This is a genomic window from Tateyamaria algicola (genome assembly GCF_047715485.1).
In the GTDB taxonomy this organism is placed as follows: Bacteria; Pseudomonadota; Alphaproteobacteria; order Rhodobacterales; family Rhodobacteraceae; genus Tateyamaria.
Genome location: NZ_CP180422.1, coordinates 1,900,240 through 1,918,866, shown reverse-complemented (window position 1 = coordinate 1,918,866; position 18,627 = coordinate 1,900,240). Strand labels below are relative to the sequence as shown.

Genomic DNA, 18,627 nt, shown 5'->3' with positions numbered 1-18,627 from the left:
ATGCTGAACGAGGTCATCTTTTTCGACACGATGCGGCAAGGTCTGTGGGTGGCGGTCATCGTATCCATCCCCATTTTGACAGTCGCCCTTGTGGCGGGCGTGTCGATTGGTCTGGTGCAGGCTCTGACCTCTATCCAGGAGATGACGCTGACATTCGTGCCCAAACTTGCGGCCATCATGGTCGTGTTCTGGATGTCGATGGGGTTCATGACCCAGACCATGGTGTCGTTTTTTCATGACCGCATCATTCCCCTGATTATCGGAGGTTAAGTTGGACAGCACTGGCTACATCACTTTGACACGGCAATCGGGCCTCATGCGCGAAATGCAGGTTGTTGCGAACAACATCGCCAACAGCGCAACCACAGGGTTCCGGCAGGAAGGCGTGGTGTTTTCCGAATATGTAAGTGGAATTCGTGGCGGTGCTTCCTTGTCCATGGGCCACGGGAACGTGCGCAAGACATCCTTTGAACAAGGAGCCTTGAACCAGACAGGTGGCACGTTTGATTTTGCGATCGAGGGGGAGGGGTACTTTCTGATCGAAACGCCGCAGGGCGAGCGGTTGACGCGCGCCGGCAGTTTTACTCCGAATGGCGAGGGGGACCTCGTCACGAATGACGGTTACCGTGTTCTCGATGCGGGTGGCGCGCCTGTTTTTGTCCCGCCGGACGCACGCACGATCACGGTATCGCCCGATGGTACGATGAGTGCCGACGGTGCCCTGGTCGGTCAAATCGGATTGGTTCAGCCAACCGGTACACTTGGCATGATCCGTGAGAACGGGGTGATGTTTCGCGCAGAAGACGGATTTGAGCCGTCAGATATTGCGCGGGTCATGCAAGGTTTTGTTGAGAGTTCGAACGTTGACCCGATTGGGCAACTGGCGCGGATGATTGAAGTCCAGCGGGCCTACGAAATGGGCCAGAGCTTTCTCGACTCCGAAGATGAACGTGTCCGTCGTGCGATGGATGCCATGTTGAAATCTCAATAAGGAGACACTGATGCGCGCTCTCAAAATTGCGGCCACGGGGATGCTTGCACAGCAAATGCGGGTTGAGACGATCTCCAACAACCTCGCGAACATGAGCACGACGGGGTACAACGCCCGTCGCGCCGAATTTGCCGATCTGCACTATCAGCAAATGACCCGCCCCGGTGCCATAAACGCATCGGATGGGACAGTGTTGCCGACCGGCGTCCAACTGGGACTGGGCGTGCGCCCGGCCGCCGTATCTATACACTTGGCCCAAGGGTCGTTGGCCGCGACGGGTGGCGATCTGGACGTGGCTATCGATGGGGGCGGATACCTTGAGGTTACGCTGCCTTCCGGTCAAACCGCCTATACGCGAGACGGCGGATTGAAGCGTACTGGCGAAGGGCTGATTGTCACGTCAGATGGCTATCCGGTTGCCCCCGAAATCGTGATCCCCGCAGATGCGCGCACCATTTCGATCAACGGGGATGGCGAGGTGTATGCCTATTTTGCCGAAGAAGCCGCGGGTCAGTTGATCGGGCAATTCAACCTGACCGGATTCACCAATGCCAAGGGTCTCGAAGCGCTGGGCAGCAACCTCTTTGTCGAGACCGAAGCGTCGGGTCCGCCTATTGTCTCGACCCCCGGCCTCGATGGTCTGGGGACGTTGCGCCAGGGCTATCTCGAAGACAGTTCCGTTGATGCTGTGCGTGAAATCACCGACCTTATCGCTGCTCAGCGGGGGTACGAAATGAATTCCAAAGTCATTTCTGCCGCTGATCAGATGATGGGTGCCATGACGCAGATTCGCTGATGCGGTGGTTTATCGCCTTTGTTTTCTGCGCGCCCGCGGCTGTTGCTGACGTTGTCACACCCACACGCACGCTACGCCCAGGGACGCTGATCACAACGGCTGACCTGACCGTTCAGGGCGGTGTTCAGCCTGGCATGTTCGACCGTATCTCCGATGTCGCAGGCCAAGAGGCGCGGATCGCACTTTATGCGGGGCGTCCAATCCCGTTCGAGGGGATCGGGCCGCCAGCACTCATCAATCGCAACCAGATTGTTGCGATCCACTTCACAGCCAGCGGTTTGGCCATCAGTACCGAAGGACGCGCGCTCGAACGTGGCGGCATCGGCGACCGCGTGCGCATCATGAACCTCAGTTCGCGTGCGACCCTTTTTGGGTTTGTGCAGGCGGATGGCTCAGTAAAGGTGACCCAATGACAGACGGCACTCTTGGTAAAACACGACCCATTCTCCTGATGCTTTCAATATGCGTCGCAGTGTCTGCATGTGGGCGCGGTGATCATATCGGCAAGGCTCCATCTTTCTCCAACCCGTTGGAAACACGTGAGCATTCGGCCATGATCACCACAGCTCTTCCTGCTGTCATCGAGGAGCCAACGGCCTTGACGCAAGCATCACTTTGGAGCGGGCAACGTGGTTCGCTTCTTGGTGATCGACGGGCGGTCAATCAGGGTGACATAATGACCGTTGTCATCGAGATTGACGAAAAGGCCGAGATATCCAATGAGTCCGATCGCTCGCGCAGCGGTTCGGAGTCGCTTGGCATTCCGCAACTGGCGGGCTTGCCGCAGCGTCTGGATGAAAAGCTGCCGGATGGGGCGTCGAGTTCGGATTTGGTCTCCATCAATTCCAACAGCAGTTCCAGCGGTGACGGATCCGTCAAGCGGAAGGAGAAGTTGACCTTGCGCGTAGCGGCCACTGTCGTGGATGTCTTGCCGAACGGTGTGTTGTCGATTGCCGGCTCGCAAGAACTGCGGGTGAATTTCGAAATGCGGGAGTTGCTGGTTTCCGGATATGTCCGGCCCGAAGACATCTCGCGCCAGAACGAAATCACTTATGACAAGATCGCCTCTGCCCGGGTGTCCTATGGCGGGCGTGGGCAAATTACAGATGTTCAGCAACCCCGCGTCGGACAGCAAATTCTGGACGTAGTCTTGCCGTTTTAGGAGGATCACATGATCAAGAAATTGCTGCCTTTGGTACTGCTACTCGTTGGCGCAGGCGCGGGCGTGGGCGCAGGTATCTTTCTGCGTCCCGCCCCTGTCGAACCCGAAATGTCGGCCGACGCCGAAAAGGTGAAAGTCGAGTCGAGCAACGAAGATGCGGGGCCAAATCTTGATCGCGAATACGTCAAGATGAGCAATCAGTTTGTTGTGCCGATCGTCAAGGGTGACGCCGTCGAGGGCTTGGTTGTGATGTCGCTGAGCGTCGAAGTCCCCGCCGGGGCGAAGGATGCGATTTACTCGCGAGAGCCCAAGTTGCGCGATTCCTTCCTGCAGGTGTTGTTTGATCACGCCAATGTGGGCGGCTTTGACGGTGCGTTTACCAACGCAAACAATCTTGCCGTGCTGCGTGGCGCCTTGCGCGAGGTCGCCCAGAAAGACATGGGCGACGGGATCACGGATGTGTTGATCATAGAAATCGCGCGTCAGGATTATTGACGGCAGTTAGCGCATCAGCGTCCCGTCGATTGCGGTCTGCAATCTCTTTTCCTGCATCTCTTTTTTACGCTCGGCGGCGTGGTCGGCGGCCAGTTGGTCGGCGACCAGTTTCTTGCCATGGACCTCTTTGTGAGACGCCATATGCCTTTCCTTTTGCGCCAGGACCTGGGCCAGCGCGATGTTCAGTTGTTTCTGCACCTGTCCAACCCATGTCAGCCAGATCACGTCTGCCCCGATCGCGCGCATCTGCGCATGTTCGGGCGGCTGTGACTGTGTTTCGACCACCAGGCTCCGCATGCGGTCAAGTTCGGCGCGCAGCTCCGCTTCCCTGGCGGTGATCTTTGCAAGTGTCTGCTGGCTTTGCTGGTATTTCAGCGACGACAAAGCCTTGAGTTGATCGAGGTCCATGGTCAAAGGCCCTTGCGTGCGCGGTCGCGCAGGTTGTCGGCAAAGCGGATGGCGGCGGCAACAGCCTGATAATGTTCGGGTGCGATCTCGGCACCGATTTCTGTTGTGGCGTGCAATGCACGGGCCGCTGGTGGGTCACTATGAATTGGTACGGCGGCTTCCGTCGCAATCTCGCGGATGCGCAACGCAATCTCATCGACCCCTTTGGCAACGCAGACAGGCGCCGTGCCTTCACTCCGTGCCCATTGCAGCGCGACAGCATAATGGGTCGGGTTCACAATGATGACATCGGCCGTCGGTACATCCGCCATCATTTGCTGGGCGGCGATGGCCTGCGCCCGTGCGCGGCGTTCCTGCTTGAGATGCGGGTCGCCTTCAGAATTCTTGTTTTCGTCCATGATGTCCTTGCGCGACATCCGGTTCTTGCGGATGTGTTCTTGATGCTGCCAGACGGCATCAATGGCCCCAAGTGCGGCTGAAACGAGCACGACCACCAGCAGGAACGCGATGCAAAGCTCGGCCAAGAGCATCACGACAATGCCGGGTGCGCTGTGCATGACTGACACCATCTCTGGCAGGCGGGCGTTCAGAAACAGGGCCAGCACGGTCGAGTAAATCATAAGCTTCACGAAGCTTTTGCCAAACTCGAAGAATCCTCCGCGTCCGAATTTTTGCTTTGCATTCTGCAATATGGAGATACGGGAAAGCTTGGGTTCCAGCTTGGATGGCGCAACAACGAAGGCGCGTTGTGCCAGAATCGCGCCGAGTACGGCCAGACCGGGAAGCACGAAAATCGGCAAGAGTGAAAGTGTGGCTTGCCACAGGACGCCCCCCATGATCGCAGAAGGCGAACCGGAGAACATGACATCCGACAGTTCCGCCGCTTGGTCGAGCAGCACCTGCATCTGCGTGCCGAAAGACATCACAGCCTGCGCGCCCAGGGCCATGAACGCGATTGTCAGGCCCGCGTAACCAGCGGCTGTTTGCAGATCAACCGAACGGGCAATCTCGCCCTTTTTCCGCGCCTCCAGGAGTTTTTGCGGCGTCGGATCAAATGACTTGTCGGTATCATCGCTCTCTCCGCTCATGGTTGTGCCCCGAAAGGATCTGCCATGAACCCGTCCAATGCAGACAACCAGATGCCAAGCATTGTGGGTGCAGCCAGAAACAAGAGGAACAGCCCACCAAGTGTGATCACCGGCGCGCCGACAAAGGCGACCATCAGTTGCGGCATGGCCTTGTTGATGACGCCAAGTGCAAGGTTGTACAGCACCGACATCACGACGAAGGGTGCGGCCAGAACAAAGGCCAGTTCAAAGGCATGCGCCACTTGCGCGAGGCCCCAATCGGCCACATCGCCGCCACCGGAAAAGAATCCCATCGGCAAAAGCACATAGGAGTGGATCAAGAGCTGCGCGGCTTTGACGTGCAGCCCGGCCATGACGGCGAGGGCGACCGCGCCAACGGTCAGAACGTAGCCCATCGCAGGCAGCGGTTCTATTGCAGCGCCGCCAAGGATTTGTGACAGCGATGTGGATTGTGCTGCGATCGCACCAGCGGTCTGAAGGGCAAGAATGAACAGCCGGACACCCAACCCAAGCAGGACACCTGCAAGAGTTTCGGTGAGGACAAGCCGAGCCAATGTGCCGACTGAAGAGGGTGGCGGATCAACAGTGAGTGCAGGTGCAACAATCAGAGTAAATGCCAGTGCGATCGCGAGTTTGATGCGCATCGGCACGGACTGTTCGCCAAAACCCGGCAACAGGGAAACGGTGGCCGCGACGCGCAGAAAGACGATGAACCCCAACCACAGCTGGCCTTGCATGAGGCTCAGGAACTCACCCGCCGCCGTCACGCCGCCACAACACCGACAAGGGCTGGGCGCGCATCGATGCCGATTTCCTCGAATGACAGAACCGGGTTTGATATCCCCTTGGCGCGCATCAGCGTTTTTACAAACCTGCGTCGTCGCGTGTTGGTCACGACGGCCGGATAAACACCTTGCTCTCCGACATCGTGGAGTTTTTCGGACATGTTGTCTGCCAGCCGATTGAACAAGTCAGGGGGAAGCGCGACATCCAGGCCCCGCTCTGCATCGACTTGGTAGCTGGCAAACGTATCCTCCCACTCCGGTGCCAGTTGCACCAAGGGCAGGCTTCCGTCGGCCCGGCGCATCTCGGCAACCAGTTGGAAACCCAGCCTTTGACGCACATGTTCGCAGATGGCTTCTGGCTGGGCATTTACCCCGCGCGCTTCGGCCGTCGCCTCAAGAATGAGTGGCAAATTCCTGATGGACACCTGTTCGTCCAACAGCAAACGCAGCACGGCGTGCAACACATCAATTGGCACCTTGTCGGGGATCAGCTCGTCCAACATCTTGCGATTTGCTTCGGCGCGCGCTGGATCCGTGATGTTTGTCATCTCATTGAGCAGGCGCCGCAGAGATTTGAGTGTCAGCAGACGGCTGAAATTGCGTTTCACAACTTCCAGCAAGTGCGTCGCAAGAATCTCGTTCGGAGTCACCATCGTGAGGCCGGAGAGCGCCGCAGTCTCCTGATCACTGCGTGCAATCCAACGGGCCGGCGCGCCGTAAACCGGTTCCGTCGTGTCCTGCCCGGCGGGCAGGTTTGTACTGTCGTCCGGTGTAAGTGCGAGGATATCGGTTGCGTTCAACGTACCTCTTGCCTGTTCCACGCCCTGGATGCGCAGAACATAGACGCCGGTATCGAGCCCTGCATTGTCGGTAAGCCGGATTTCCGGCAGGATCAACCCAAAGACCGAAGCCACATGCGTGCGCATATTGGCGATGCGTGCGTCCAGACCGGTTCCTGGATCCAATACCATGTTCACCAGGTCCGGCGCGAACTCAACATGGATGTCATCCAGTTCAAGAACATCCCCGAGCGACTTTTCAGCCGGGCCCGTATCTGGTTCCAACACCTCTGGAAGGTCCGTTTCCTCGGCCTTCACCCTCTTTCGGATGAAAAACGCGGCCGTTGCCAGGCCGATCCCGCCAAACATAAATGGGGCAAAGGGCAACCCGGGAAACAGGCCAAGCATCGCCATCAAAACCGCGACTGTCGCCAGCGCCGCCGGGTGTTTGCCGAGTTGGCTGAAGACTGCCAAGTCGGTTGCACCCTTGGCGCCACCCCGCGCGAGCAAAAGAGCGGAGGCGATCGAGATCACTACGGCCGGGATTTGCGACACCAAACCGTCGCCGACGGTCAAAATTGAATATGTCTCAAATGCATCGCCTAATGGCATGCCATGGACGACGATACCCATGATCAAACCAGCGACAAGGTTGAGCAGCGTAATCAGCAATCCCGCAACTGCGTCGCCTTTGACAAATTTCGACGCGCCGTCCAGCGATCCAAAGAAGGTTGTCTCGGCCTGCTCAAGTTCGCGGCGCGATTTGGCTTCCTGATGGGTGATGGCGCCAGCGGACATGTCGCTGTCAATGGCAAGCTGTTTGCCGGGCATCCCGTCAAGGGCAAATCGCGCGCCAACCTCGGCCATCCGCGTCGCACCCTTGGTGATCACCATGAAATTCACGATCAAGAGCACGCAAAACACCACCAGCCCCAAAAAAACGCTGCCGCCCATGATGAATTGCGCAAACCCCTGGATGACATCACCGGCGGCGTGTGTGCCCGTGTGCCCCTGGCCGATTATCAGTTTGGTGGATGACACGTTCAGTGAGAGCCGCAGCATCAAGGATGCCAAAAGGATGGTCGGGAAAGCCGAGAAATCCAAAGGCCGTTCGATAAAAAGCGTGATCGTAAAGATCAGAATGGCCAGCGCGAACGAGGCGGCCAGCCCGACGTCGAGCACCCAAGGAGGCATCGGCAGGATCATCATGACAATGATGGCCATCAATGCGACGGCCAAGAGAACGGTCGGGTTGAAGAACGCGCTCGCGCTCAGGCTGGTTTGTCGCCTATCCATTCGCAGCACCCTCGCTTGGAAAGAGTGAACCGTGGGGATCGAGGCTCAATGGAACGAGCGAACCGCGTTGCTTGGACGTGTGCAATCGGTGAAAAACCGACAAGACATTCGTCTGTTGTGTTGTCGCAGTGCGCGCACCGACATGCATGGGTGGCAGTCCGGCATGAACCTCTGCGAAGCGGGTCTTGTATGTTCGGGCGTATTTGGGTGTTCGTGAGTGATAGGCGCCTGCGGCCGACGTCCATGCTCCAAATTCGGCATGGAGCTTTGACAAGAACCGGGCTGCGTAAACCGCATTTGCAGCCGGATCAAACATCTCTTCAATCGATCTGAATGCCTGACTGTGCCATCTATAGTTGATTTGAAAGCAGCCGATATCAAAGCTGCGGATACCTCGTTTGAAGTGTTCGAAAACAAACGCTTGGGCTTCTGCCTCGGTCTGAAACCAATGGCCTTCACCCTCTATATTCACAGTCCATGGCCAGGGCTGCAACCTTCCAAGCCGAAGCAAACCTGTTTCCGTTCGTGTGATCGTTCGCAAAACGTCGAGCGGCACCTTGGTTTCTTCTGACGCCGCCAGAGCAGCGCTGTCACACACTTGATCCGGTGTTGCAGACGCTGATGTAAGTGAAACAAGGAAAGTAATGGCCAAAGCCACGGCTGAACAGCGCGCAAACTTGCCAAAAGTGCAGATACGTATTTTCACGTTTTGTCCTCATCACGTTCTGTGACGAAGCAACGATACGTGCCTGTGCCTTTAAATTTCGTAACCGAAACTCAGTTTACAAATCCTTCGCCTGATCCCTCACCAAGGGCTTCTGACTGCAACAGATTTTCAATGATTTCCCGCGCATCTGCGCTTTCCGATATCGCAGCCGCTGCTCGGCTCAGCATACCATCAAGCTCGAGCGGATCCTCCAACTCGTTCTTAGCAACACGTGATACCGCCCCGAAAACCGGCGCTTCCTCTTCCATCAATTCTGACCAGTTACGCGCCAGCCATGCTGTGCGCTGTGCGCCTTCCCTATCTCCAGCCTCGGAAAAAATCGAATGGGCTGCATCGAAATCACCTATTTGAGTTTTTGCGGTCGCTCTCAACCGATCAGCCTCTTCCATGTTCAGCCCATACAGGTGCGCCAGCGCCTCCTGCGGCCTCGCCAAATCCAACGAAATTTGAGCTTTGAGCAACCTAACCTCCGATGTGCCAACGGGTTGAGGTGACGTTGTCAGAATAGTTTCCGCCTGCTCAGGGAAACCCAACGCTGACAGCCGCTGTGCCAGATGAAATCTGACTTTTGGAGAAATTGTTTCAGGTGCAGTGACCATTTGCTCAAATGCATGATCCAGAAATTCGGCGTCATCTGCCTTCTTGGTAAGCGTCTCGAGAATCAGGCTTCGAAGTGTACCATCCTGTGCGTCGGCATCCCTGGCGCGAACGCGCGACAAAGCATCGAAAGCGGCAGAGAATTGACCGGATTTACCAAGGGCCACGACGTGCGCCTTTCGCAAATCAGCACCAATCGGATCATCGCGCATCTCGATCGCGTAAGCTTCAACCAAAGTTGCAACATCCGCATCAATCTCGTCGTCAGCGTCCAAATGAGATTCGACAAACTTCACGAGAGCCTCGGCTGACTGTTCCGCGTTGGACGTGACAACATCGGCCAAACGCTGTTGCGCCTGATCGACGGCACCTTGAGACATCTCGAGGTCAGCCTTGGCGAGGTTGGCGTCAGGTGTGAGCGGAACCGCAGTCCTTTCCAAACTGCGCAGAGCCGCGGCTGCGCCTGTCTCATCCCCGTACTCCAAAATCCTGCGGCTGAGTTCCGGTGCGATGAAGCTGCGTAGGTGCATCGGTAGCGCGCTAAGTGCGCGCAATGCAGCTTTCGTGTTGATCGTGCGAGATGGGTCTATCGACTCCATTGCCAGAATTGCCCAAAGCGCAACGTCTGTATCACAATCCACAAAATTGCTGAGATAGTCGGCGTTCAGACTGTGACCATATTCCATGATCCGCGCCAGTCCAATCAATGGCTTGTTGGATTGAGCCAAGTCCGTATTGATAAACAGAACCTGTTCAGCTTCAGCGCCAAAACCATAATGTAAATATGTCCTTGCCAATTCAATTGCGGTGTTTTCGTCCAGCCTATCGAATTCAGAAAAAAGTGTTGATCGTAAGGTCGCAATTTTACGAACAAAGCCTGTATCTGCCTGCCAATCCTGCACAGCAACCAATGCTGGATCGATACAGCGCACGCCAAGCGTGGTCGAAGTCAGAAAGTCGTCGTCACCAGTACTGGGAATATCCGAACTAGTGGTAACCCTAAGATTTCCGCCAATTGCAGTCTCGATATTCTGAGGGAGAGCCGGAGTCGCTGATGAGTCGAATATACTGACATCAACTTGTGGCTTCTGCCTGATAGTTGGCAATTCAACATTTTGGTTCGAGTGCTTCAGAATGCCGCGAGTTGCGGCTCTACTGATACCCTCCAACAGGTTTTGCTGGGTTTGTTGCAGGCGAGCTGTATTTGAATCATCTAACAGGATGTTTGATGGCGTCTGACTTTCAACCGTCTGCTGCTCAAAATCAGAAACAGAAATGGCATCTTTCTCAGTGGTCGATTGAGAGATGACTGAAAACGGTCGGGCGGATTCAGAAGTCGACGCTTCGAACCGCAACTCTTGAGAGCCAACAAATCTCAAGGCCAGATCGACGTCGGGATCGACCGTCGTCGCCGCTGTTGTTTGAGGTTCTACCGACACATCGATCACGATCATGCGCGGGCCCTCGGAAAAGACGTCGGTGACGCAGTCACACGCAAATTCAAGGGTGATGCTGGTTTCGTCCGCTGAGACGGACGAGACAAAGCTTCTGTCTATCTTGTCGAAAACGCGAGACGTATCGAAGCCGGATGTGTGGCCTGGTATGGTTAATCGCGCGCCACGCTCCAAGTTTTCAATATCCCATTGTGTGCCCGGACGCGCGTCAAGGACCAGTCTTGCAAACCCCTCATGCGCTCCTGAGCGAACATTGATTGTCTGCGACCAGACTGCCCCGGGAAGGACAACCAAAACCAATGCAAGATAACGAAGCATCAAGCAGCACTCTGTTTTACGGCTTTCAACGCCTCTTCCAGCTCGGAAAAGGAGGGACGGCAATGCGAAGGTGTGTTTTGACGACCGACTTCAATGCAGATGTTGGTCGCATGATTGTGAAGATTGGCGACCAGTACTTCGCGAATGAGCTGATAAAAATGTCCATCCTGCTCAACGACGGCTTTGACCTTGGACGCAAACGGGCCCACCAAACCATAGGCCAGGAACACGCCAAGGAATGTTCCAACAAGGGCGCCACCGATCAGTTTACCCAGAATTTCAGGAGGTTGGTCGATTGATGCCATCGTCTTGATAACGCCGAGAACCGCGGCGACAATGCCAAGCGCTGGCAATCCGTCCGCGACAGTTTGCAATGCGTGGCTTGAGTGCAAAGCGTGGTGCATATTGGCGTCCATACGCTTTTCCAGCACCTCTTCGACCTGGTGCGGATCATCATAATTCATTGACGCAGATCGCATCGTGTCACTGATCAAAGCTGTCGCTTCTTTGTCCGCGACGATTTTGGGATATCGCGAGAAGATCGACGAGTTTTCCGGATCTTCAATATGCTCTTCGATTGCGACCGGGTTTTGCCGCGCCAAACGAATGAGCTCAAACAAAAGGCACAATAGATCCTTATAGTCTTCATGCAACCATTTCGGCCCTTTGAAGACTTTGCCCAAGTCCTTGATGGTATGTTTGACCTCTGCAATCGAATTGCTGATCAAGAAGGCACCGATTGCGGCACCCAAGATCATCGTCATTTCAAAAGGAAGGGACTTTAGAATGATCCCCATTTTGCCACCGGCAGCAAGATAGCCGCCGAACACCATGACAAAGATGGTAACGATCCCGATGATGCCGACCATATTAAGACTCCCTCAATAGCGTTGCGTGCACCTTCTCAGATAGCGGTTAACAAAGCCTGTGAGAGGATCAGCTTTTTGGTGCGCGTGCGTTTCGTCCTGCCAGAATTGCGCTGATGGAGTAGGCGGCTTGAGGCTCAAGGCCGGACATCACCTTGGCTGCCACATCCGGGCGCATACGGGCCAAAAAGCCAGCGGCGAATTCAGGTTCCATTGCGCCGAACAAGGCCGCGGCATCTTTTGGCTTCATGTTCTCGTAGACAGTCGTCAGGCGTGCAACATCGTCTTCTGCAGCCGTTTCAGCATGGGCCAGCGTCGCACCAAGCCGCTGCTCCGCCTGCTCCAACGCGTCAAGCCGCCGTTCGATCTCAACTTGAGCGACATCGAGCGCCTTCGCGCGCATGTCCAGCTCAGCTTCGATACGAGATACCCTTGCCTCGCGCTTTTGGAGAGCTTCCAGAAGTGACTTGATTTGTGGCCTGTCTGGGCTCGGCTCCTTTTCCATCGGCTGAGTGCCCATGGGCAGAACGAATTGTTGACCAAGCTGCCCGTCCGCAATCGCGCTGCCCGCACCTATTGCAACCCGAATACCCGCCGAACCAATCAAAAGGGAAGCGATCAGCAATACCGATCCGCGTGCGGCCAACCCTCTGTTTCTCTTGCGAACTTTACCCATTACCGGCCCCCCGCACTGCGTCGTGTGAACACAGGTTCGCTTGGGGGCATCGGGGTTTGCGGATTGGTTGGTGGTGGTTGGTGATTGGCGGCTGGGACATCGTGCAGCGACGCCATTTGCAGCTCCAACTGTTTTGAAGTCTGCTCGGCGCGCTGGGTCAGGTCGCCAAGCGTTTCTGCGGATGAGGCTGCTGTTTTCTGTGCAGCGGCCAGCATCTTGGTCAAGTCATCGACTTGGGCGGACAAGACGGCCACCGCCCCGCCAACACCCTTTTCGAGGTTGTTGAAACGATTGAGACGCCGCCCAAGCACAAAACAATAGAAACCGGCCCCGATCGCGCCAGCCGCCAAAAGGATATCAGCAATCAAATCCATATCTCACCTTCAGTTCAGCACGAATTCCATAATCAGCAGGTCGTTGACGCGGCCCGGGCCCGTCACGATCTGAACACGTCGCAGCATCTGCGCGCGCAGGCGCGTCAAAGCAGAAGCACTTTCGATATCGCGAGTCTCAAGCGCGCGCAGATACCCGTTCAAGACATCGACAACCCTTGGCAGCACTGACTCGACGTCAGATGCATACTTCGACGGGACTTCCAATTGCGCGCGAAACCGAAGATGGCGACCCTGGGCCGCCGGGCTGAGGGACACGATCATCGGGTCGACTGACACGAATGCCACGTCTGGCAATGCATCAGGTGCATCAACGCTGCCAGGTTCGTGTTCAACAGAATCAGGCGCGAGGATCATACCGGAAAACGCAGCATAAAAGCCTCCGCCACCCCCCAACAGGGCGGCGACAAGGCCAAGTACCAAAGGCATTTTCGAGGTCTTTGCAGCCTCGGGTGGGGCTTCTGCCACTGCATCGGTCATTTTCGATCCATCTGCTGATGTCAAAATGACTATTGCCACAGATCAACTAACCGATTGTTAAGGCCGATCGGTCATTGCTTGGTCAACGTCGCGCAGAACGTGCGACAGGACGGAGGCAATTGTGCAGCAATTACTGAATGTTTGGATGGGTTTGGATGTTCGGCGGCAAATAACGGTTGTTGCAGCGACCGTGGCCGTTTTCCTTGCGGTGCTCGCCATGTCCCGAATCGCCACGGCACCATCGATGACGTTGTTGTACGCAGGCCTGGAAAATGGTGCCGCAGGTGAGGTTGTGCGGTCCCTTGAACAGCGCGGCGTCGCATTTGAAGTCCGGGGCGGCTCTATTTTCGTGGACGCCAAGGACCGCGACCAATTGCGCATGACCCTGGCAAGCGAAGGGCTGCCCGCAAACAGCAGCCGGGGGTATGAATTGCTGGATACTCTATCTGGCTTTGGCACCACGTCGCAGATGTTTGACGCCGCATATTGGCGCGCGAAAGAAGGGGAACTGGCTCGTACAATCGTGTCCAGCCCGCATATCAGCATGGCCCGCGTGCACATCGCCTCGACCGGTTCGAACCCATTCCAACGCAGCGTGACCCCGACGGCCTCGGTGTCGGTGACTCCCAATGGGTCCGGTCTGACCGCAGCGCAGGCCAAATCCATTCGGTTCCTCGTTGCTTCCGCCGTGGCTGGCCTGTCGCCGGACGATGTCGCGGTCATTGATGCCAATGGATCTATTGTCGGTGCGGCCGAAGACTCCGTGCCCAGCGCCGGTGCGGATGACAAGGCGCAGATGTTGCGCGAGCGCGTCGAGCGCCTGTTGGAAGCGCGGGTTGGCTACGGCAACGCGATTGTCGAGGTCAGTGTGGATACTGTGACGGAAACAGAGGAAATCCGGGAACGCCGGTTCGATCCCGAAAGCCGCGTGGTCATCAGCACAGATACCGAAGAACGCACGAGCAATTCGAACGAAGCTGGCAATGGCGACGTCACAGTCGCCTCAAATCTGCCGGACGGTGACGGTGCAGGCGGCGACAGCGCGTCGTCACAAAACTCGGAAACGCGCGAGCGGATCAATTACGAGGTTTCAGAAACCGAGCGTGCGGTTGTGCGCGCTGCCGGAGCTGTCAAACGCGTTACGGTTGCTGTTCTGGTCAACGAGGTCGTCGCGGACCCATCCGAAGGCGAAAGCAACGCGACACGCTCCGAAACCGAGTTGGAGGCATTGCGCGAACTTGTGGCATCTGCGGTTGGGTTTGACGAAAGCCGGGGCGACATCATCACCATCAAATCCATGGCCTTGCAGTCAGTCGCGCCAGCCGGGACGGAGGCGCAATCCTCCCTCATGGATCTCTTTGAAGTGGATGTGATGTCCGCGATACAGATGGCGATTCTAGCGATCGTTGCATTGGTTCTGGGGTTGTTCGTTGTGCGTCCGGTCCTGTCCCGTCCGTCATCTGAACAAGGGTTGCCAATCAGCCTTCCACCCGCAGACCTCGGCCAAGACTTGGCGCAAACACCTGCTTTGACAGGCGAAGTTGCGGATGTAACTGACGGCTTCGCTGATATGCAATTCGCTTCGGACTCAGACGAGTTGCCAAATCTCCCGTCTCTGAACTTCGGTGGGTCAGATGACGCCCCAGCGATACCGGCTGATCCGGTGGACCGGCTACGCGCGATGATCGGCGATCGTCAGGAAGAAACTGTCGAAATCTTGCGCAGTTGGCTGGAAGACACTGAGGAGCGTGCGTGATGTCGGCGGCGCACCTGTTCGAGGACTTTGGCACACTGAAGCCTGCAAAGGCCCCGGCTCCGTCCAGGGGTGATGAAGAAATAGAAGACCTGAAACTTGAAGCCTTCGAGAATGGTTATCAAGCGGGCTGGGACGATGCAGTCAAGGCGCAGGCTGACACGCTGACGCACGTGTCGAGCGGACTTGCCGCCAGCCTGCAAGCCGCTTCATTCGAGTACCATGAACTCCGCGCCTCGCTGAACGGGTCTGTTCAAAGCATTTTGGAGCAGGTTGTGGATACGGTTCTGCCGACAATTGCCAAGGTAAGCCTTGGAGCGCACATCCGCGAACAGATCACCTCAATGTCGCGCGAAGCTCTGGACCGGCCCATCGAAATCGCCATTGCGCCCGAGGCTGAGGACGCTGTGCGCGGTATTCTTGCAGGTGAAGTGCAATCGCCCTTTATCCTGATCGTCGATCCGTTGATGTCGCCGGCGCAGGTCGTCCTTCGCCTGGGTGAAGCAGAAACCGAACTCAATCTCGACAAGGTCGTCACAGACATACGGTCGGCCGTCACTGCCTACTTCCAAACCCAAACGTCAGAGGTGCCCGATGACAGACCTGCCTAATACACAGACACTGGCCTCAGATACGCACAATCCCTTCACGGCCGTTCCAATTGAAATCACGGTCTCGGTCGGGCGCGCGCGCCCGCTGGTTCGCGATCTGGTTATGCTGGGTTCCAATGCAGTCCTCACACTGGACAAGCGTATAGACGATCCGGTCGACTTGTTTGTCGGAGACAAGTTGATTGCACGCGGCACGCTGGAAGAGGCCGAAGGCAGCGATGACGGTCAACTGGTCGTGCGGCTGACAGAAATTCTTGACCTCGAAGCAACCGTCTAAACCCATGCAATGGCGTTTGATCCTGCTGGCAGTGGTCTGCCTGCTGCCCACGCAGGTCTGGGCGCAAGACGTCGCCATATCGTTTGGGGATGAGGGATCACTGAGCGCGCGCACATTGCAGCTCATTGCACTGATAACGGTGCTGAGCCTTGCCCCAGGCTTGGCGATCATGGTGACCTGCTTTCCATTCCTCGTGACCGTATTGTCGATCTTGCGGCAAGCCATCGGGTTGCAGCAATCCCCGCCCAATATGTTGATCGTGAGCCTTGCGCTGTTCCTGACCTACTTCGTGATGGAGCCGGTTTTCATGGAGGCGTGGACAAACGGCTTGCAGCCGCTCACCAATGAACAGATCGACCCTGATGTCGCGTTTGTCCGCACGCTCGAACCTTTCCGCATTTTCATGACGGCCCGATTGGACGGCGACACATTTGCCGCAATGGCGGATCTTCGACCGGATACACAAGGGTTGGAGTTGAGCCCAGACGCACCATTGTCTGTGATGATTCCCAGTTTCCTGCTGTCCGAAATTTCGCGCGCATTTCAAATCGGCTTCCTGATATTTCTGCCCTTCCTGATCATCGATCTTGTGGCGGCGGCCGTGCTGATGAGCATGGGTATGATGATGGTGCCGCCCGCTATTGTTTCCTTGCCATTCAAGCTCGCCTTCTTCGTTGTCGCCGACGGATGGAGCTTGATTGCCGGCAGTCTTGTTCGCAGTTACTTCTGACGTCCAGCGGCATCCCCGAGCTGATCTTCTTCTTAAACTGTGTCACGACTATCGGTGCTTGTGTGAACAATGCCTTCTATGTTTTCGAGGTTAACTCCGCCATAGAAGGTGGCGCACATAGGGAGCGTTTGAGGCCCCGGGTTTTCCAGACACCCGCGGTGTCCCGTGTTTGCTGTATGGCTTCGAATTCAATAGGCAACAGCAGGCCGTTGTTCTTGGCTTAAAGCATTGGTTACTGAACAGCGCGATGCACTCCAAGACAGCCCTTCGCGTGTCATCGGAGGTCGACCCTGCCAGGGGCCTGATCCAGTCTCGTTGGAGAGCCGAAAGGAGCTGCAGGCAACAGTATTGTCAGGGCAACTCTTGCGTCGGCTGATACTTGGCTCTGGCTCATGGTAGCGAGGGATCAACGGCCACTACCTTTTCTGGTGAACTATGGCCCTCGATCAGAGTCTACCTTAGCTTCGCTAGTGGGCTAGCGTCGCAATTTAGCCGTCAGCAGCGCTTGGGACGCCAGGCCCATTGTCATGCGGGATCAGGCCGATCCCATAGCCCGGCAAGCGAAGCAGGAAGTACATCTGCCGGGAGGAGTCCAACGACACGGTGCGGGCGCAGGTCGATGACGATGCACAAGTATAGCCTACCCGCTTGGGTCTTGATGTAGGTGACGCCACTCGACCATCGTTTTCGCACCAATCAAAAAAGGTCCCGTCTCTAGTCCGCTCGGGCGCAGACGCACCGAAGCGAACGGTCAAAACCGGCCTACATTCCGCCCAACATGCTATCGGTGCAGTTCAAACTTTACCTGAGAATGTGCGATGTCTGTGCGGAGCATCACACGGCCAAACGATCAACGCACCACAAACTCCGCATGGAGTGCGCCCGCAGCCTTGATGCTTTTTAAAATGTCGATCATGTCCCGCGGCGCGACACCCAAAGCGTTGAGCCCTGCGATTACCTCTGACAGGGATGCCCCTTCGGGCACTTCCGCCAGGCCTGTGCCATCTTCGTCTTGAAGGTCCACCGTCGTGCGCGGGACAACGACTGTGGCGCCTTCCGCGAACGGATTTGGTTGCACCGCCAGAGGCTGTTCCTGGATCCTGAGGGTGAGATTGCCCTGCGAGACCGCAACGCGCGAGATGCGCACGTCGTCCCCCATAACAATCGTACCGGAGCGTTGGTCGACCACGACACGCGCTTTACGCTCAGGCTCGACCGAGATGTTTTCAATTCTCCCCAAGGCGTGTGCAACGGATCGCATACGTGTTTGCGGGACGTTCAAACTAACGGTTCCGGAGTCAAGCATAGTCGCAACGCGCCGCCCGAAATCTTCATTTATGGCGGTTTCGATCCGAGCAGCCGTTGTAAAGTCGGCCTCCCTCAATGCAAGTCGCATGTCTGTCAGGCTGCTCAATTCGAAATCGATTTCCCTCTCGACTCGAGCGCCGGACGGAATCACACCGGCCGTCGGGACACCTTGCGTAACACGCGCGCCATCACCCTCTGCGACGGCGCCACCCGCAATAATCGTGCCTTGCGACACAGCATAGATCTCACCGTCCGCTGCGTTCAAAGGTGTCATGATCAACGTACCACCCAACAGGCTCTTTGCGTCGCCGATAGCTGACACCGTCACGTCAATCTGTGATCCCGCCCGGGCAAAGGCCGGGAGAGTTGCGGTCACAAACACGGCTGCCACGTTCTTGGGCCTGAACTGCTCTCCCGTGACATTGACGCCAAGCCGCTCGAGTATGTTGGTCATGATGTCTTCGGTGAAGGGCGCGTTGCGCAACCCATCACCCGTTCCATCCAAACCAACAACAAGTCCGTAACCAACGAGGTCGTTCCCCCGCACCCCGTCAAACTCGACGAGGTCCTTGATACGTACGGGGCCCGCAATGGCCGCCTGCGCAAGCAGGAATGCTACCAAACAGGCGCCCATCAAC

21 protein-coding genes are annotated in these 18,627 nt (G+C 56.6%); 10 read left to right on the top strand and 11 right to left on the bottom strand.

What is annotated here, in order from left to right; all coding sequences use genetic code 11:
• The 6 genes from ACMHLQ_RS11880 to ACMHLQ_RS11855 are packed head-to-tail and all read left to right on the top strand — an operon-like array spanning position 1 to position 3,444.
• Positions 1–270, top strand: coding sequence for a flagellar biosynthetic protein FliQ (locus tag ACMHLQ_RS11880; protein ID WP_299140038.1), 270 nt, complete (start codon positions 1–3; stop codon positions 268–270).
• Between the two features lies 1 nt (position 271).
• Positions 272–991 (top strand): flagellar hook-basal body complex protein, encoded by a 720-nt coding sequence (locus ACMHLQ_RS11875; protein ID WP_415405012.1) that lies wholly within the window; start codon positions 272–274, stop codon positions 989–991.
• 10 nt (positions 992–1,001) lie between these two features.
• Positions 1,002–1,787: a flagellar basal-body rod protein FlgG gene (gene flgG, locus ACMHLQ_RS11870; RefSeq protein WP_415405011.1), complete on the top strand. Its 786-nt coding sequence runs from the start codon at positions 1,002–1,004 to the stop codon at positions 1,785–1,787.
• Complete coding sequence (gene flgA, locus ACMHLQ_RS11865; protein WP_415405010.1) at positions 1,787–2,200, top strand: flagellar basal body P-ring formation chaperone FlgA; 414 nt, start codon at positions 1,787–1,789, stop codon at positions 2,198–2,200. Before flgG ends, flgA begins: the two co-directional genes overlap by 1 nt.
• 38 nt (positions 2,201–2,238) lie before the next feature.
• Positions 2,239–2,949: a flagellar basal body L-ring protein FlgH gene (flgH, locus tag ACMHLQ_RS11860; RefSeq protein ID WP_415405272.1), complete on the top strand. Its 711-nt coding sequence runs from the start codon at positions 2,239–2,241 to the stop codon at positions 2,947–2,949.
• A gap of 9 nt (positions 2,950–2,958) precedes the next feature.
• Positions 2,959–3,444, top strand: a complete 486-nt coding sequence (locus tag ACMHLQ_RS11855) for a flagellar basal body-associated FliL family protein (RefSeq protein ID WP_415405009.1) — start codon at positions 2,959–2,961, stop codon at positions 3,442–3,444.
• Positions 3,445–3,450: 6 nt separating this feature from the next.
• Here ACMHLQ_RS11855 and ACMHLQ_RS11850 read toward each other — a convergent pair whose 3' ends face one another.
• The 10 genes from ACMHLQ_RS11850 to fliL form a co-directional block, all read right to left on the bottom strand.
• The gene (locus ACMHLQ_RS11850) at positions 3,451–3,852 is read right to left on the bottom strand and encodes a hypothetical protein (protein ID WP_415405008.1); all 402 of its coding nucleotides are present in this window, start codon (positions 3,850–3,852) and stop codon (positions 3,451–3,453) included.
• A gap of 2 nt (positions 3,853–3,854) precedes the next feature.
• A complete protein-coding gene (gene flhB / locus ACMHLQ_RS11845) occupies positions 3,855–4,940 on the bottom strand; it encodes a flagellar type III secretion system protein FlhB (RefSeq protein ID WP_415405007.1) in 1,086 nt (361 codons plus the stop codon).
• Positions 4,937–5,707 (bottom strand): flagellar biosynthetic protein FliR, encoded by a 771-nt coding sequence (locus ACMHLQ_RS11840; RefSeq protein WP_415405006.1) that lies wholly within the window; start codon positions 5,705–5,707, stop codon positions 4,937–4,939. The genes flhB and ACMHLQ_RS11840 overlap by 4 nt, the downstream gene beginning before the upstream one ends.
• Positions 5,704–7,800, bottom strand: a complete 2,097-nt coding sequence (gene flhA, locus ACMHLQ_RS11835) for a flagellar biosynthesis protein FlhA (RefSeq protein ID WP_415405005.1) — start codon at positions 7,798–7,800, stop codon at positions 5,704–5,706. Before flhA ends, ACMHLQ_RS11840 begins: the two co-directional genes overlap by 4 nt.
• Positions 7,793–8,506 carry a transglycosylase SLT domain-containing protein gene (locus tag ACMHLQ_RS11830; RefSeq protein WP_415405004.1) on the bottom strand — a complete coding sequence of 238 codons (714 nt, stop codon included), beginning with the start codon at positions 8,504–8,506 and terminating at the stop codon, positions 7,793–7,795. Before ACMHLQ_RS11830 ends, flhA begins: the two co-directional genes overlap by 8 nt.
• Positions 8,507–8,577: 71 nt before the next feature.
• Positions 8,578–10,896, bottom strand: coding sequence for a hypothetical protein (locus ACMHLQ_RS11825; protein WP_415405003.1), 2,319 nt, complete (start codon positions 10,894–10,896; stop codon positions 8,578–8,580).
• On the bottom strand, positions 10,896–11,765 hold the full coding sequence (gene motA / locus ACMHLQ_RS11820) for a flagellar motor stator protein MotA (RefSeq protein WP_415405002.1): 870 nt from the start codon (positions 11,763–11,765) through the stop codon (positions 10,896–10,898). Before motA ends, ACMHLQ_RS11825 begins: the two co-directional genes overlap by 1 nt.
• A gap of 67 nt (positions 11,766–11,832) precedes the next feature.
• Positions 11,833–12,438: a MotE family protein gene (locus ACMHLQ_RS11815; RefSeq protein ID WP_415405001.1), complete on the bottom strand. Its 606-nt coding sequence runs from the start codon at positions 12,436–12,438 to the stop codon at positions 11,833–11,835.
• Entirely contained in the window at positions 12,438–12,812 is a 375-nt protein-coding gene (locus ACMHLQ_RS11810; RefSeq protein ID WP_415405000.1) for a hypothetical protein, read from the bottom strand. The genes ACMHLQ_RS11815 and ACMHLQ_RS11810 overlap by 1 nt, the downstream gene beginning before the upstream one ends.
• Positions 12,813–12,821: 9 nt before the next feature.
• Positions 12,822–13,310 carry a flagellar basal body-associated protein FliL gene (gene fliL, locus ACMHLQ_RS11805; RefSeq protein WP_415404999.1) on the bottom strand — a complete coding sequence of 163 codons (489 nt, stop codon included), beginning with the start codon at positions 13,308–13,310 and terminating at the stop codon, positions 12,822–12,824.
• Positions 13,311–13,431: 121 nt separating this feature from the next.
• Between fliL and fliF the strand changes: the two genes are divergently transcribed.
• The 4 genes from fliF to fliP are packed head-to-tail and all read left to right on the top strand — an operon-like array spanning position 13,432 to position 16,681.
• A complete protein-coding gene (fliF, locus tag ACMHLQ_RS11800) occupies positions 13,432–15,066 on the top strand; it encodes a flagellar basal-body MS-ring/collar protein FliF (RefSeq protein ID WP_415404998.1) in 1,635 nt (544 codons plus the stop codon).
• A complete protein-coding gene (locus tag ACMHLQ_RS11795; protein WP_415404997.1) occupies positions 15,066–15,674 on the top strand; it encodes a hypothetical protein in 609 nt (202 codons plus the stop codon). The genes fliF and ACMHLQ_RS11795 overlap by 1 nt, the downstream gene beginning before the upstream one ends.
• Entirely contained in the window at positions 15,658–15,951 is a 294-nt protein-coding gene (locus tag ACMHLQ_RS11790) for a FliM/FliN family flagellar motor switch protein (protein ID WP_415404996.1), read from the top strand. Before ACMHLQ_RS11795 ends, ACMHLQ_RS11790 begins: the two co-directional genes overlap by 17 nt.
• A gap of 4 nt (positions 15,952–15,955) precedes the next feature.
• Complete coding sequence (fliP, locus tag ACMHLQ_RS11785) at positions 15,956–16,681, top strand: flagellar type III secretion system pore protein FliP (protein WP_415404995.1); 726 nt, start codon at positions 15,956–15,958, stop codon at positions 16,679–16,681.
• Positions 16,682–17,531: 850 nt separating this feature from the next.
• Here the strand turns inward: fliP and ACMHLQ_RS11780 are convergent.
• The gene (locus ACMHLQ_RS11780) at positions 17,532–18,623 is read right to left on the bottom strand and encodes a flagellar basal body P-ring protein FlgI (protein ID WP_415404994.1); all 1,092 of its coding nucleotides are present in this window, start codon (positions 18,621–18,623) and stop codon (positions 17,532–17,534) included.
• Between the last annotated feature and the right edge of the window lie 4 nt (positions 18,624–18,627).

Coding starts and splice junctions, on each gene's coding strand:
- flhA (WP_415405005.1), bottom strand. CDS start 7,800: ATGGATAGGCGACAAACCAGCCTGAGCGCGAGCGCGTTCTTCAACCCG.
- ACMHLQ_RS11795 (WP_415404997.1), top strand. CDS start 15,066: ATGTCGGCGGCGCACCTGTTCGAGGACTTTGGCACACTGAAGCCTGCA.
- flhB (WP_415405007.1), bottom strand. CDS start 4,940: ATGAGCGGAGAGAGCGATGATACCGACAAGTCATTTGATCCGACGCCG.
- ACMHLQ_RS11790 (WP_415404996.1), top strand. CDS start 15,658: ATGACAGACCTGCCTAATACACAGACACTGGCCTCAGATACGCACAAT.
- flgA (WP_415405010.1), top strand. CDS start 1,787: ATGCGGTGGTTTATCGCCTTTGTTTTCTGCGCGCCCGCGGCTGTTGCT.
- ACMHLQ_RS11810 (WP_415405000.1), bottom strand. CDS start 12,812: ATGGATTTGATTGCTGATATCCTTTTGGCGGCTGGCGCGATCGGGGCC.
- ACMHLQ_RS11855 (WP_415405009.1), top strand. CDS start 2,959: ATGATCAAGAAATTGCTGCCTTTGGTACTGCTACTCGTTGGCGCAGGC.
- ACMHLQ_RS11780 (WP_415404994.1), bottom strand. CDS start 18,623: ATGGGCGCCTGTTTGGTAGCATTCCTGCTTGCGCAGGCGGCCATTGCG.
- motA (WP_415405002.1), bottom strand. CDS start 11,765: ATGGTCGGCATCATCGGGATCGTTACCATCTTTGTCATGGTGTTCGGC.
- ACMHLQ_RS11880 (WP_299140038.1), top strand. CDS start 1: ATGCTGAACGAGGTCATCTTTTTCGACACGATGCGGCAAGGTCTGTGG.
- fliL (WP_415404999.1), bottom strand. CDS start 13,310: ATGACCGATGCAGTGGCAGAAGCCCCACCCGAGGCTGCAAAGACCTCG.
- fliP (WP_415404995.1), top strand. CDS start 15,956: ATGCAATGGCGTTTGATCCTGCTGGCAGTGGTCTGCCTGCTGCCCACG.
- flgH (WP_415405272.1), top strand. CDS start 2,239: ATGCTTTCAATATGCGTCGCAGTGTCTGCATGTGGGCGCGGTGATCAT.
- ACMHLQ_RS11825 (WP_415405003.1), bottom strand. CDS start 10,896: ATGCTTCGTTATCTTGCATTGGTTTTGGTTGTCCTTCCCGGGGCAGTC.
- flgG (WP_415405011.1), top strand. CDS start 1,002: ATGCGCGCTCTCAAAATTGCGGCCACGGGGATGCTTGCACAGCAAATG.
- ACMHLQ_RS11850 (WP_415405008.1), bottom strand. CDS start 3,852: ATGGACCTCGATCAACTCAAGGCTTTGTCGTCGCTGAAATACCAGCAA.
- ACMHLQ_RS11815 (WP_415405001.1), bottom strand. CDS start 12,438: ATGGGTAAAGTTCGCAAGAGAAACAGAGGGTTGGCCGCACGCGGATCG.